15 protein-coding genes are annotated in these 13,959 nt (G+C 45.4%); 5 read left to right on the top strand and 10 right to left on the bottom strand.

The window, feature by feature from the left end; translation table 11 throughout:
• Positions 1 to 158: 158 nt before the first annotated feature.
• The 5 genes from C508_RS0111825 to C508_RS20375 form a co-directional block, all read right to left on the bottom strand.
• On the bottom strand, positions 159 to 1,442 hold the full coding sequence (locus C508_RS0111825) for an MFS transporter (protein ID WP_018703784.1): 1,284 nt from the start codon (positions 1,440 to 1,442) through the stop codon (positions 159 to 161).
• A 161-nt stretch (positions 1,443 to 1,603) separates the two neighbouring features.
• On the bottom strand, positions 1,604 to 2,428 hold the full coding sequence (locus tag C508_RS0111820; protein ID WP_018703783.1) for a TIGR03915 family putative DNA repair protein: 825 nt from the start codon (positions 2,426 to 2,428) through the stop codon (positions 1,604 to 1,606).
• Positions 2,407 to 3,741 carry a putative DNA modification/repair radical SAM protein gene (locus tag C508_RS0111815; protein WP_018703782.1) on the bottom strand — a complete coding sequence of 445 codons (1,335 nt, stop codon included), beginning with the start codon at positions 3,739 to 3,741 and terminating at the stop codon, positions 2,407 to 2,409. The genes C508_RS0111820 and C508_RS0111815 overlap by 22 nt, the downstream gene beginning before the upstream one ends.
• An 87-nt stretch (positions 3,742 to 3,828) precedes the next feature.
• Entirely contained in the window at positions 3,829 to 5,238 is a 1,410-nt protein-coding gene (locus C508_RS0111810; protein WP_018703781.1) for a diguanylate cyclase, read from the bottom strand.
• A gap of 235 nt (positions 5,239 to 5,473) precedes the next feature.
• A complete protein-coding gene (locus C508_RS20375; RefSeq protein WP_018703780.1) occupies positions 5,474 to 5,632 on the bottom strand; it encodes a hypothetical protein in 159 nt (52 codons plus the stop codon).
• Positions 5,633 to 5,879: 247 nt separating this feature from the next.
• Here C508_RS20375 and C508_RS0111800 point away from each other — a divergent pair, with 247 nt between their 5' ends.
• Positions 5,880 to 6,749 carry a LysR family transcriptional regulator gene (locus tag C508_RS0111800; protein WP_018703779.1) on the top strand — a complete coding sequence of 290 codons (870 nt, stop codon included), beginning with the start codon at positions 5,880 to 5,882 and terminating at the stop codon, positions 6,747 to 6,749.
• A gap of 10 nt (positions 6,750 to 6,759) precedes the next feature.
• On the opposite strand, the gene C508_RS0111795 is transcribed toward C508_RS0111800, so the two are convergent.
• The 5 genes from C508_RS0111795 to C508_RS0111775 form a co-directional block, all read right to left on the bottom strand.
• On the bottom strand, positions 6,760 to 7,392 hold the full coding sequence (locus C508_RS0111795; RefSeq protein WP_018703778.1) for a hypothetical protein: 633 nt from the start codon (positions 7,390 to 7,392) through the stop codon (positions 6,760 to 6,762).
• Positions 7,393 to 7,451: 59 nt separating this feature from the next.
• The gene (gene preA, locus C508_RS0111790; RefSeq protein WP_018703777.1) at positions 7,452 to 8,639 is read right to left on the bottom strand and encodes an NAD-dependent dihydropyrimidine dehydrogenase subunit PreA; all 1,188 of its coding nucleotides are present in this window, start codon (positions 8,637 to 8,639) and stop codon (positions 7,452 to 7,454) included.
• A gap of 210 nt (positions 8,640 to 8,849) precedes the next feature.
• Positions 8,850 to 9,533 (bottom strand): LolA-like protein, encoded by a 684-nt coding sequence (locus tag C508_RS0111785; RefSeq protein ID WP_018703776.1) that lies wholly within the window; start codon positions 9,531 to 9,533, stop codon positions 8,850 to 8,852.
• A 236-nt stretch (positions 9,534 to 9,769) separates the two neighbouring features.
• Positions 9,770 to 10,504, bottom strand: coding sequence for a sulfite exporter TauE/SafE family protein (locus C508_RS0111780; RefSeq protein ID WP_026319497.1), 735 nt, complete (start codon positions 10,502 to 10,504; stop codon positions 9,770 to 9,772).
• Positions 10,505 to 10,647: 143 nt separating this feature from the next.
• Positions 10,648 to 10,992 carry a PAS domain-containing protein gene (locus C508_RS0111775; protein WP_026319496.1) on the bottom strand — a complete coding sequence of 115 codons (345 nt, stop codon included), beginning with the start codon at positions 10,990 to 10,992 and terminating at the stop codon, positions 10,648 to 10,650.
• Positions 10,993 to 11,182: 190 nt separating this feature from the next.
• Here C508_RS0111775 and C508_RS0111770 point away from each other — a divergent pair, with 190 nt between their 5' ends.
• The 4 genes from C508_RS0111770 (at position 11,183) to tsaA (ending at position 13,894) form a co-directional block, all read left to right on the top strand.
• Positions 11,183 to 12,172 carry an NAD(P)-dependent oxidoreductase gene (locus C508_RS0111770; protein ID WP_018703773.1) on the top strand — a complete coding sequence of 330 codons (990 nt, stop codon included), beginning with the start codon at positions 11,183 to 11,185 and terminating at the stop codon, positions 12,170 to 12,172.
• A complete protein-coding gene (fosX, locus tag C508_RS0111765) occupies positions 12,169 to 12,570 on the top strand; it encodes a FosX/FosE/FosI family fosfomycin resistance hydrolase (RefSeq protein WP_018703772.1) in 402 nt (133 codons plus the stop codon). Before C508_RS0111770 ends, fosX begins: the two co-directional genes overlap by 4 nt.
• Before the next feature lie 212 nt (positions 12,571 to 12,782).
• On the top strand, positions 12,783 to 13,328 hold the full coding sequence (locus tag C508_RS0111760) for a gamma-glutamylcyclotransferase family protein (RefSeq protein WP_018703771.1): 546 nt from the start codon (positions 12,783 to 12,785) through the stop codon (positions 13,326 to 13,328).
• 89 nt (positions 13,329 to 13,417) lie between these two features.
• On the top strand, positions 13,418 to 13,894 hold the full coding sequence (gene tsaA, locus C508_RS0111755) for a tRNA (N6-threonylcarbamoyladenosine(37)-N6)-methyltransferase TrmO (protein ID WP_018703770.1): 477 nt from the start codon (positions 13,418 to 13,420) through the stop codon (positions 13,892 to 13,894).
• Positions 13,895 to 13,959: the final 65 nt, after the last annotated feature.

The following is a 13,959-nucleotide window of genomic DNA, read 5'->3' as shown; positions in this document are numbered from 1 at the left end:
CTTTATCGATAAAAAAATAACGTCGTATTGACGTTTGCCTTTATCATATCGCATTTTTCGCCAAAAGTAAACCACATCCGCTCTGCTGGTTAACAATTAAACAACCGGCAAAAAAACAACGCCCGGTTCTTAAAGAACCGGGCGCTATCTTTATCGTTTTAATATTTTTGGTATGCCAATACAGCTGCACAACAAGCTGCCAGCATTCCTAAGCCGACCAAGAACATCAACCCGCCAACATAGCTGCCGGAAGCGCTAATAAAGAAACCGATAAGAACCGGCGAAAAAGCCGAGCCGCCGTTAGAAACGCCATTCATCATACCAGCGCCAGCTCCGATAGCCTTGCCGGGTACAATATGCTGCACCATCGCCCAAGCCGGGGCAATCCCCAGACCAATGGAAGCAATTCCTATGGAAATCAACAATGCAGCGGTTGTGTTATCCGGTGCATAGGCGCCGAAATAGATACCTGCCGCCGCGCCAAGCATGGATACAAAGCACAGAGGCGCACGCCGACCAATTTTGTCTGAAATATAGCCCGACGCCAAAACACTGACAATGCCGAGAACATAAGGAAGCGACGACCAAGCGCCCATAGCCGCCCAAGAAAAGCCACGCGCCACTTTGAGATACGAAGGCAGCCACGCCATGGTTCCCCAAAAAATCGAAGCCAAGCAAAAATAATACAACGTAACCAGCCAAAAGCGATAATTGAATATAAAAGCTTTCATATTATCCCATAACGTACTATGCCCGGCTTGCGCCTCTAGCTCTTTTTCAGCCTTTTGGCCTTCTTCAATCAAATCGCGCTCCGCCTGGTTAGCACCTTTATGCTGATGCGGATGATCAGTCGTATAAAACCACAGCAGGATCAATGGCAGCAAACCAAAGCCAACAAGGATGAAGAAGCTCGTACGCCAGCCAAACGACTGAATAGCCCAGGTCAAAAATGGCATAGCCAACGCCGGTCCAGCCATCAACCCGACAACCCACACAGCGTTCGCCTTGCCCCTTTCATGGGGAGGAAACCAGTTTTTGACGTACTTGCTCTGCATGGGCCAATGCATGCCTTCACCGATACCAAGAATAACCCGAGCTGCCAGCATAATGGTGAAGGTTGCCGCAATGCCGCCAATGAACAATGACAAGCACCACAACAAGATGGATAAGCACATAGCTTTTCGAGGTCCCAAGTAGTCTCCAATGGGGCTGAGAAAAACATTGGAAATACCATAAGCAATTAAAAATAAGGTCATAAGCAAGCCCATCTGCACAGGCTGTCCTTTGATGCCCATGTCGCTAAGAAACGTATTATCCGCCAACAGTACGGAAACATTGACTCGGTCTAGATAGGCAATCAATAGGGTAACTAACAAAATCAAGACAAGAATAACCCGCTGTTTTGTGGGCTTTTCGCCCATTGCAGCACCCATGTTTTCCATTCCTTCACCCTCCTTTATTTGGTTTGTGGCTCCTGTAAATATAACATAACATTAGGATGTTGTACTTATTCGCAGTATCTTTCTCAAATCCTTTCGCTTTTGTCACAAGTTGCAAATTTATTTACAAAAAGAAAAAACCGCTTACGCGGTTAAAAAAAGCATCATGTTAAACGGTGAAGAGGTTCTTGAAAAAGTTGCTTTGCAGCCTTGCCGCTTCCCGGCAATTTAGCAAGCTCCTCAACCATTTCCGTCATGTTTTTCCAATATCGTTGCGGCATTTGCGTCCTACGGCAAAGTGGATTATGACGCGCCTTGATTTCAATGCTTTTATAAAACAGTTGCCATAACTCTTGATAATTTTGTTCTTCTGCATCCGGAGCCGGGAGCTCCAATTCTTCTACCGGACAAATCCGATACTGATATGGCTGGTATGCCAGCGCCACACCATGGCTTTGATCATGAATCAGAAAACGCTCTTCTGGGAAACGCTGGCAAAAGTGTTCCGCCAGCAACGGCAAAACAAAATTCTTCGGCTCAATTTGGGCGGTTAGTACGCCATTACCAGCCACAAAGCGAATAAACCCTTTAAACAGATGGCTTTCGCGCTCTAAATGGCGCACGGCTTTGAACAGCGTATGGACTGTATCATTCGCCAGCATCTGCATTATTTCTGCGCCATGCCGATATCCCAATCGTAAAAAAAGCAGCAAATGAACTTCCTTGCGAGGCAAACAGGTAAGAAACGCTTTTTGTACAAACTCCCAAGCTTCTGGAGAAATTTTCTGCGGGATCGATACACGAACCCGCCGCGCCTTTTCCAGATCCGTTGGAATGGCTTTTCCTTCAAAAAGCAGCGTTTCTACCGCTTCTCCCTGTATCACAATATCCCCTGGCAATTCTTTTTGAGCGTAGCTTTCAAATACGCAACAAAGCAACCCGTCTAGTGTACCGTCATACCGATAGATCAGCTCAGGGCGCGCATACATGACAAAAACGCCTCCCCTCTAGCCTCTCTTTCGCCGCGTTCTTCCGGTGCAGCAAACAATGACAGTTGTTGTTCCCCTAAAGCCGTTTCTCGCCGCACGCTTCTTCCTTCCGAATCGGTCAACAGCGCTTGCACGACTTGTGAACGCTTAGCTCGCAATTCGGCAGCGCCTACACCGCCGCAAGTAATAAAATACTGCGCGCGTTTTAACACTACCCCAAGCTTTTTAAGCCCTTCAAGACGCAAAACCACGGTTCGTCGCGACGCCACAATCCGTTTCGCGCTAATCACGCCAATGCCCGGCACCCGCAAAAGTTCTTTGTAGCTAGCCCGGTTAACATCTACCGGAAAACATTCCGGATGCTGCAGCGCCCATTGGCATTTGGGGTCCAAAAAAGGATTGAAATTAGGATTGTCCTCATCCAAGAGTTCTTGCGCCGTAAAATTGTAAAACCGCAAAAGCCAATCCGCCTGATACAACCGGTGCTCCCGCCATAACGGCGGTTTCGTATCTAACGCTGGCAGCAACGCCGTCTCATTTACCGGCATATAGGCGGAAAAAAATACGCGCTTCAGCCGATAGGACTTGTACAGACCTTCTGTCAAATTAAGAATCTGCCGATCCGTATCCGGCGTCGCTCCCACAATCATCTGCGTACTCTGCCCTGCCGGAGCAAACTTAGGAGCATGACGATATTTGACAATGTCAGTGGTATTTTCCAGAATTCGTTCTTTAATATGCTTCATAGGCGCTAAAATCGCCTGTTTTGACTTATTGGGAGCTAACAGTTCCAGACTCCGCTGCGATGGCAGTTCTATATTGATGCTCATTCGATCCGCCAACAATCCCAATTGATCGGTCAAACGATGATCGGCGCCCGGAATAGCTTTGGCATGGATGTACCCATGAAAACGATATTCCTCCCTCAAAATGCGCAGCGTTGCAATTAACTGTTCGCAAGTATAGTCCGGGTTTTTGATGACGCCGGAGCTGACAAATAAGCCTTCAATATAATTGCGCCGGTAAAAGTTAATCGTCAATTCCGCAAGTTCCCGCGGCGTAAAAAAAGTACGCGGCGTATCGTTCGAACAGCGATTGACGCAATATTGGCAGTCATAGATACACACATTGGTCTGCAGCACTTTCAAAAGAGAAATACAGCGCCCGTCTGCGGAAAAACTATGACAGATGCCAGCGGCGGCAGCGCTCCCTATTTGCCCGGCTTGCGCTCGCTTATTCACGCCGCTGGACGTGCAGGCAACATCATATTTAGCTGCATCGGTTAAGATTTTCAGCTTTTCGAACACGTCCACTAGCGCCACTTCCTTTTCCACTCACATCCTTATCTGCATTGTATCACAGAACAAATGTTCGCTTCAAGGTTTTTACGTATTTTGTTTTCACTTTCTGCCGACGCGATTCCGTCCGGCATTTTTTGCCTCATACAAGGCGCTATCCGCTCTTTTATAAATCGAATCTAAGGCTACATCGGTCTCTTTAACAGCAGTCACGCCAAAGCTTGCGGTTATATGCAAAGACGTTTCTCCTATGTTAATAGCAAAGTTCTCAATAATTCCCCGGATGCGTTCTGCCAACACTACAGCCTCAGAAATTGTTGTTTCCGGCAATAAAACAGCAAATTCTTCTCCCCCCACGCGCCCTTCAATGTCATTTCTTCGCAACTGCTCATGCACAAGTTTGGCAAGTTCTCGCAAAACAACATCGCCTGCCTGATGCCCAAAAGTATCGTTTACTTGCTTAAAATGATCAATATCATATAAAAGCAAGGCCAAGGTTCTGCCATAGCGGCGTGAACGCTCTACTTCCTGCTCGGCTAAAATGAAAAACTGCCGTCGATTCAAAATGCCTGTCAATGTATCGGTCGTTGCTAAACGCTGTAATTCTTCTTCCATCTTTTTGCGAGCGCTAATATCATTAATCGCTACCATGACCACCGGCTTGCCAAACCACTCCATTTTTACCGCCGATACAATGACCCAAAAAATTTGACCCTTACGGTTCTTGAGCTGCAGTTCCCGCCCTAATACCCTTCCTTGCTTCCGCAATTCAGCAAACATTTTTAAACGTTCCTTCTGCACCACATAAAAATCAGTGATTTTTAAAAGCATCGCCTCTTCTTGCGATATGTTAAAAAAACTTGCAGCCAACTGATTGCTATAGAGAATCGAATATTCCTCCAACCCACAGACAACAATCGGAAAGGGCGCGCCGTCGATCATCAGGCGAAAACGCTCTTCGCTATTGCGCAGTTCATTTTCCTGCTGCTTGTTATGGAGCACTATGGCATATACTTTACCTATCTTTGAAATGACTTCAAGGTCTTCTTGCGTATAATCTCGTGAAGAATTCGCTAAAGCAATTTGCCCCAATAATTCCCCTGCAAACATAACAGGCGCCGATAAAAAATTTATCAACGGCACATGTCCTTCCGGCAAGCCTCTCGCTGCCGGATGCTCCCCAGGATGGTTCGTAAAATAGGCTTCTCGCGTATTCAAGGAATGCCCCCATAGACCATGGTAAAAATGATGCGGCCCCTCCGGAAGCGAATATAACGCGGAGCTCACGGAACAAACATCCTTACGCATTTCTGTCAATGTATCACTAACATGGGCATTCGTTTTAGGATCAATAGAAGAAACAAAGCCATGCTGACTTTCAGTCAGGGCCTGTGATTTTTGCAAGACGATTTGGTACATTTCAGCAAAAGTAATTCCCGGCCGAATAATAGCCGATACTAATTCCGCCAGTGTCGCATTCAAATCGAGTTCCTTACCGGCTTCCTCACTCATACATAGCCCTCTCTACTATAAAATTGCCTGCTGTCGCATGCATCCATCTCTGTTTCACCTTGAATTTAAGACAGTTTTATTTTTCTTAATAACAATTATTCTCGCATTAATATATCATTTCCTTTAATTTTCCCGCCATCACTCTTCTTTGCCGACAAAACGCGGCCTTACGTACAAAAGACCTTGAAGCGCCTAGCCTCAAGGTCTTTTGCATGATACGATATACTTTTTCAACTTACCCGGCTGTATGAACGGACTGCATTGCCTGTCTCATCCGCGTTAAACGACGAGTTTCCGCTTCTTGCTTTTGTGAAGCTCCAAGAGCTTCCCAAACAAACACGCGAAAAGCGACGTACACACTCAGCATTAATAATGCGCTTACTACCACTCCCATGGAAAATCCCTCCCTTTGCAAAACCCAACATCCATTGTTCCTGGTTCACTTATAGTGTAAGTCTTGACGCTTGTTTTGTGAAATTGGCAGTAATTATCGTATCCATAAGCGTTCCTTATAAGCGCTCGCCCAAGTCCCCAGCAATCGAATCCGACTTTCTTGCTTATAATATCGTCCTAGCAGAAGGAATACACCCGAATCATTGCGTATATTAAGCTTTAGAGTACGTTTACCTAGGAGGCGCCCGATGGACATTCAGCTTTTCCAGACCTTTTTGACGGTCGCTAAATTGGGCAACATGACCCAAGCAGCATCCCGTCTAAATTTTACCCAGCCCGCGGTCACCGGACAAATCCGCGCCTTGGAGCAGCATTTTGGGGTTCTCCTCTTCGAGCGAGTTGGCAAAAAGCTTTTTATCACAGCGGCAGGTCGCGAACTCATTTCCTATGCTGAAAAGCTGATGAGCGCCTATGCCGAAGCAGAACAAGCCTTGAGCCTTCATCCCAGCCAGATCAATCTGGGCATTTCCGCTGCTATGATCAACCACTTAATGCTGCCCTTTCTTAAGAAATTTCAGCAACAATCTCCCCAATGCTCCGTATCGTTGGAGCTTTGCGCTAATGCGTCAGAAGTAGAAGAAGGAATCCTTGAAAATCGCTTCGATTTAGGTTTCATTCAAAACGAAAACACATCCCCCTCGTTAACCGGCTTCAAGTTGTCTGAAGAAGAGCTGGTTTGGGTCATACACCCCAAGCTGCTGGAAGAACATCAGCACAGCTCTCGTCTTGCCGATTATCCATTGCTTTCCTATCGCGCCGGAGGGCTGTTTTATCAGCTCTATGAAAAAACATTGGGACAAAAAGGAGTCAAAGCCACCATCGAATATAGTGAATCAGAAGCCATGAAAAATGCCATTCTTCAAGGTCTTGGCTGCGGCGCCATGCCCTTGCTTTTGGTACGAGAGCTGCTGGAGTCTGGCACGCTTCTGGAATTTGCCAATGTGCCCCGCTCTACCTTCAGTATCTGGACCGCCTTCCATAAAAACAAAAAGCAGTCCCGCGCGGTTGCGAGCCTGCTCTCACTTCTCCAAGACGGTGCAAAAACTTCCACGTCTTAGGGGCTGCATTTTATTCATTGCTTCTCCCATAGCTTCCAATAACTGCCGCCGTCATAATCCCTGCCCAAAAAATCAACAATTGCGGACGATCAATCGCCAGTTGCGGCACCTTACGGCTCGCATTCATTCTTTCATCTCCAACATAAGCAACTAAAGGCAATTCCGGTAAGTATCCGTCATGAGGCTTTGCCCACCACGGATGTGTCACCGGAGGGAAAAGTTCGGTGACAACCAGCAACAGCGCTGCCGCCAACCATACATAAAAACGCTGTTGCTTGGCAAGCCAGCTTCCCTGGTTTCGCCGCCAATACAAAAAAGCAGTTCTTACGGCACAAACCACCTGCAAAATTGCGATGCACCAGATTGCAAAAAAGCCAAACCAACAGAACAAGCCATACCATCCCAACATAAGCAGCCACAGGACAAAAAAAGTCCCCCAATCGCTTCGCTTCAAATTGCGCCTGGGATTCGCAATCAAGCGCCAAAAACCAATAACCCCTCCCATGAGAAAGCCAAGGGGTCCCGTTATAAAAAGGCCCAGCAAAGGCCCCAAATTGCTGGTTGAAAACAAAATGGGGCCAATAAAACCCACTAAAAAGGAAATAGCTCCAATAAACCATGCAGTGCCTAAAATATCCAACATAGCACTCCAGCTCCTTTTCACCATTTCCAATTTCAGAAGAAAAATTGCGCAATATTTTTCTACCGCAACGCCAACACACCGCAAGGACACACATGAGTGCAGAGAGAACAACCATCGCAACGCTGCAGATCAACGGTCACTTTTTGATCAACAAAGTTAATCGCCGCCTTGCCGCTCTCCTGACAAGCCACCATACATTTCGCGCACTGCACGCAATCTTCCGGAGCAACCACTGTTGAGCGCACGTCCCAATTCATATTTAATTGCTCGCGCGCAATTAATTTCGGTATTGCCGCCCCGATAATTTCCTGCAAACTATGCAGGCCTTTTTTTTGCACATATTCTTCCAAACCGCGTAATAACGGCGTGATAATAGAATACCCATTCAACATTACCGCTGTACAAACCTGGACGCAGCTAGCTCCTACAGCCATATACTCTATGACATCATGCCAAGCTGTAATTCCTCCTACGCCATGAATCGGAACATCAGCGATCTGCGCGATTTGCGCCACACATCGTAAGCTAATGGGTTTAACCGAAATACCTGAATAACCCCCAAATGCACTATACCCATTAACTGCCGGCAATGGTTCCAAGGTATCAATATCTACGCCTAAAAGCGCTTGCACGGTATTAATTGCCACTATACCGTCGGCTCCTGCCTTGACCACCGCCGCTGCCACATCCTGAATACTGCTGACATTCGGCGTCAATTTAGCTAAAACAGGAATTTTTACCTCTTTTTTTACACAAGCGACGATGGCAGCTGCCTTTTCTTCGTCCTTGCCCACAGCCGCCCCCATCTGGTCCGCTAAGCGAAAATGAGGACAAGACAGATTTAACTCCACCGCGTCCGCCCCCGCATGTTCCAGGCGCCGCGCAAGATTTCGCCATGCTTCTAGATTGGCGTCCGCCATCATACTGGCAACAACCACTTTAGAAGGAAACTCTTTCTTCAGCTCATGTATAGCCTGTTCCCAATACGCTACCGGTTTTTGCGTCATACCTTCGAGGTTTTCAAACCCCATAATCTCTCGATCCTTGTTCCGCAATACTGCAAATCGATTCGGAGCATCAGGCGTGATTAGCTCATCAGGAATACAAGTTTTGGTTACCGCCCCGGCCCATCCCAGCTTAAACGCTTTCGCAATTCCTTCTTTGCTTTGCGTTGGCGAAGCCGAAGAAAGCAAACAAGGATTTTCTAGCTGTATTCCGCAAAATTGCACTTGCAAGCTCTGATTCATGGTTTTCCTCCAGTCGTCTTCGCACTCCAAAACGTTTCCTACTATAACATCTTTTCATCGCAGTATTAATTGCACTGTAAGGCCTAAAAAACCGCTTGTTGTAGACGCGAAAGCAACATCAAGCGGTTTTTCATTGGTTTGTGTTCTTTAAGTCTAACTAAAAGTCGCTACGTAAAATTAACCAATTGCTTTAGTTTATCAATGCCCATTCTACGGCTTCACCGGTATTTGCTTCATCATTTCGCCCATATCGATAACCGGGACGCCTTGGGGCAAGGCGAATGTTTCCGGCGGCACAGACCCCACTTTTATATTTTTGTATTCAGCAGTCATCTGCAGGATTCCGCCTTCTGTCACTTCAACTTTGGCAGGAATGCCATAGTCCTCGCGCACCCACATTTTGACCTGACTTTGACCCGCTTTCTCCTCCCTCAGCAAGACCTTGCACGGTACGCCATCATAGCTAACAGTTTCCAAGATTTTCACCTTAGCTGCATCTGTCTCTTGGCTGTACTGGTCAGGCGATTTGGCTGCTTTCGTCGGATCAAAAGGAATCTTCATAATCCTGGCCTGGCTAGGCATGTAATTATAGATTACATTAGCATCCCCATCCAAAAACGTAATTATCTTTTGATTTTCCATAGTAGCTTCCGTTTTCATTTTCTTGCCGGCCAGCCAAACCTTGCCATTCATGGCGGGACCTTCTTTCGCTTTTATGATGTAATCATAGGTAAGGCCGGGAAGGTTTTTGCCCTTAGCCAACAGGTCCGCAGCCGACTCCTGTTTAGCCGTAGACTGGTTCGATGAGGACGTACTCGTTTTATCACTTCCGCCACAGCCCGCCAGAACAAATAGTACCGAAACGATAACAGCCAATGTCATGATTTTTCTCATACTACTACCTCCTTGTCGTTATAGGACTCGTTTCTGACCAATTAAAACAGCCGGTCCACTTGATCACTATGCTCGCAAGAGGTTTTTGCACACCCTAGTCCGTTTTGGCAATTATTTCTAATTCTCTTTGCGAAATTCCTGCTTACTTGCTTTCTCCATTTACAAAAGAAAAGAACGGAAGCACGTTGTGCTGCCGTTCTTTTCTTTTGCTAGTAAATCCATTATTCAAGACGGTTTTAAAGAAAATGCTTAACTACCTCCGGCCCCACGCTCATCAAACCGCAGCTAATGAGCACCATAATAACCACTTGCCGAAAAGCGGCGGGAGAAACGCGATGAAACGCCTTTTCCCCCAGCCAGGTACCAATAAGAACGCCTGGAACAATATAACTAATCAACGGTAATACCTCTACATCCATAACCCCCATGACATACATGGTTCCCAAGATAACAATATTATTCAAGCAAAAGAAGCGCACCAAATTGGCTCGAAATGCAACCTTATCCTGCTTTTGATTCATGAGAAACATCGCCACTACCGGCCCGCTCATACTTGTCGCCCCGCCCATAAAACCGCCGATACCCCCGGCGATAATAGAAGCAATGCGTTGACGCCGAATCTGCACTGAAAAATTAGCAGCCAGTGCAATCGACATGAGGATTACGATGGTTCCCACCACTACTTTAAGCATTGCTCCATCAACCAGATTCAGGAAATACACGCCTGGAAGAACCCCCACAATGCTAGCAGCAAACATAGGTAAAATCAAATAGAAATCTCCCTGCCCTCGCGTCTTATGAATGACCATAAGATTTAAGATCAGAGCGCCGAAAATCGTTAAACTAATCACCTGCTTAGGGGCAATAAACAGCATCAAAAGAGGCGCGCCAACGATATTAAAACCAAAGCCGCTAACCGCTTGCACCGTCGAAGCAAAGATTACGGTCAAACATAAATAAATCGCTGTCATAGTCAACGCGCAGCCCCCCTTTTTTTCATACTGCTGCCAGTATACTCTCCAAGGCAGGAGTTGACAATACTGATAATAAATCATTGTGCTTCACTTGCTTATCCGCTCACCTTGCTGTTTCGAAAAAGCCTCCGTGATCTCCATTATTTTTCCAGATTCAGCTCATATCGTTCAAAATAACCGATTAACTCGCCTTGCTCATCACGCACCGGATTCATATAGATCCTCTGGTTTTTTATGCCTACGCCAATGAAAACTTCATTTCCATGGTTTTTAATCTTATCAAAGGCTTCTAATATTTTTTGTTTTGACTTTTCATTGTGACAAGCAAATAACGACTTGCCCAGCAGATTTTCATAGCCTCGTTCTTTATGATAATGATATTGGGCGGCATCATTCATATACATTATGATATGGTCGCAATTAACAAATAAAATCGGATAAGGGATGCTGTTTAAAATACAGGTCTTAATTTTTTCAAGTTCCATGTTTTTTCCTCCTAGCAACATTGCCAAAAGACAGTTTTTCAGCAACTCATTCCTGTACGTAAGATAAAAGGCTGGTAATCCGCTATGTTTAAAATTATCATTAATAATGACGACGGTCAAATTTTCAATAGAAAACAAAAAAGCGGCTCTCATTATTTCTTGCTGTGTAAGCTGGAAAGGCGGTTTCACCATGAAAGTTCTCATCGTTGGAAATTTTAGCGAAACCTCAAAAACAACCGTTACAAATCACTTTCCCGAAAACTGGGACGTTGTGATTGTCCCGCCAGGAGAATACGTACTGCAGCACATAAAAGACTGCCAGGTACTCATACCGGAGCATATCAAAGTAGACCACAGTCTGCTTTCTGCCGCTCCCCATTTGAAACTGGTACAAACCGGCGCTGGCTATGACAATGTAGATGTTGACGCCTGCACAAAGCTTGGCATTTGGGCCGCCAACGCCGCTGGCGTAAACGCGCAGGCCGTAGCAGAACATGTCCTGGCGTCGCTATTGTCTTACTATAAAAACATACCGTTTCTTGACGCCTTCATGAAGAACAAACTGGATGAAAGTCAACTGAACTATACCGGAAGCGAACTAGCTGGCAAAACGATAGGAATTGTCGGCTTGGGCGCCATCGGCAAAAAAGTGGCCTCATTTTGCAAATCCTTGGATATGAACGTGCTGGCTTGTGTTAGAAATCCAGCTGTAACCTCTGATGACTTGGTAAAAATAACGGATTTTGATACCCTCATCAGCACAGCGGATATCATAAGCGTGCATGTACCTCTAACACAGCAAACCAGACACTTATTTAACAAGACCGTCTTCCAGCAAATGAAGCAAACCGCTCTTTTTATCAATACTGCCCGCGGGGGAATCGTCAAAGAAAGCGACCTAATCGACGCATTAAAAAATCGAGACATACTGGGCGCATGCCTCGATGTGTTTGAATCGGAGCCGCTCCCAATGTCCAGCGAACTTCGAACTTTGGATAATGTGATTCTTACGCCCCACACGGCAGGCTTACCCGATGGCCGCAAATTTCACAAGAAACGCTATGACTTCTTTATCCGCAATATAAACCGCGTAGCCAACGGCGAAGAGCCGGAAAGCAAGCTCAATCAGCTCGTAGCCTGCGATACAGACAAAACAAATGAATCGGAGGAACTCCCATGATTGAAGGCATCAGCCATATCACGTTCATCGTTAAAGACCTGAAGCTTGCCACTACCTTTTTCAAAGAAATCTTTGACGCCGAAGAAGTTTACGCTAGCGGAGACGCCACCTTTTCCGTATCAAAAGAAAAATTCTTCATGGTTGGAAACCAATGGATCGCCGTTATGGAGGGGGAATCCCTCCCCACTCGCACTTACAACCATGTCGCTTTTAAAATATCAGAAGCTGATTTCGAGACCTATCAAGAGCGCATTCGCAAGCTGGGACTTGATTTCAAACCGCCGCGTCCGCGCGTGGACGGCGAAGGACGTTCCTTATATTTTTATGACTTCGACAATCATTTGTTTGAGCTGCATACTGGAACACTTTCGCAACGCTTGGATCGATATAACCAATAATCTATATTTTGATCCATACATTCAAGAAACCATCCGTATAAATCAACATGGTAAACCGTCATAGTTCATGTTATACTATAAAAAATTGCGTTTACTTATGAAGTCAGAGGCTATGATGCCCTAACCGAATTCTTTCGGTTAGGGCATTTTTATTTTCACCATTTATTACCAATGTGCCAATTTATAGTAACCATTAAAAGGAGGTTTTTCTCATGTCTACGCCAATCTCTCCACGCCTTTATTTTGCCTACGGCATACACCTTCACCAATCTACCATGCGCTCCATTTTAAAAGGTGCTCACATGGTAGGTCTTGCTCGCCTAAAAAATCACGTCATAAGCTTTCATGGACATTCTGCCGTCTGGGACGGCGCTATAGAAACGGTCGTTCCCGACAAAACTTCCAAAGTTTGGGGAGTCCTATATCAACTTACGGCCTATGAATGGGACCAGCTAGATACCTTTCAAGACGTTCGTTTGGACGGAACCGGAGAATATTTTCATTACCCTGTTGAAGTATTTACCGAAAAGAACGAATGCGTAGAGACAACCTTGTACAAAAAAGCCGAACTTAGAGAACAAAAAAAGCCCAGCTCCGAATACCTGGATCTTATTATTCAAGGCGCCATCGCCCACAAACTTCCCCAACACTATATTGAGAAATTACGTCAAATTGAGACGGTTCCGGCCTCATACCCTGTTCCCCGTTTTCGAAAAAAAGGAATTCCACTCACGAGTGATTGCTCCAGTTGCTCCTAAAATCAATAATGCTTATTCATTTTTCTATAAATCATTACAGCTTGCACAAATTGTAGTTTTCTATATTCATGAAAAAAGGAGTTAAGAATATGCAAGTCTGTCCGATAGGTATTGTCCATTCCGCTTTTTCTAAACCAGAAGGAACACCCATCCAGGCAACCGCTTCCGTTGGCAGTAAGGCGATTATTGAAGTTTACAACCAGTATATCGACGGGTTAAAAGACATAGATGGATTTTCTCATTTAATTTTGCTATATCATTTTCATCAAATAAAAGAAGCAAAATTGCTAGTAAAACCGTTTTTAGATGATTGTTTGCATGGAATTTTTGCCACTCGCTCTCCAGCTAGACCCAATCCAATCGGCTTTTCAGTGGTGCGTCTTAAAGGGGTCGAAGGAAACCTTCTATATATTGAAGATATTGATATTTTAGATCAAACGCCTATCTTGGATATAAAACCTTATATAGGTGAGTTTGATCACCGACAGGTGGAGAAAATTGGTTGGTTTCAGCACTCAATCCATAAAATGTATACGGTAAAGGATGACGGACGGTTTAAAAGGTAAAGCTACTCCGTAAATGCATATAAAAGTGAAACAACGAAGTCTAGAAAAAATTCATCTAGACTTCG

This window comes from Anaeromusa acidaminophila DSM 3853, assembly GCF_000374545.1.
In the GTDB taxonomy this organism is placed as follows: domain Bacteria; phylum Bacillota; class Negativicutes; order Anaeromusales; family Anaeromusaceae; genus Anaeromusa; species Anaeromusa acidaminophila.
This window is presented reverse-complemented; position numbering and strand designations above follow the sequence as displayed.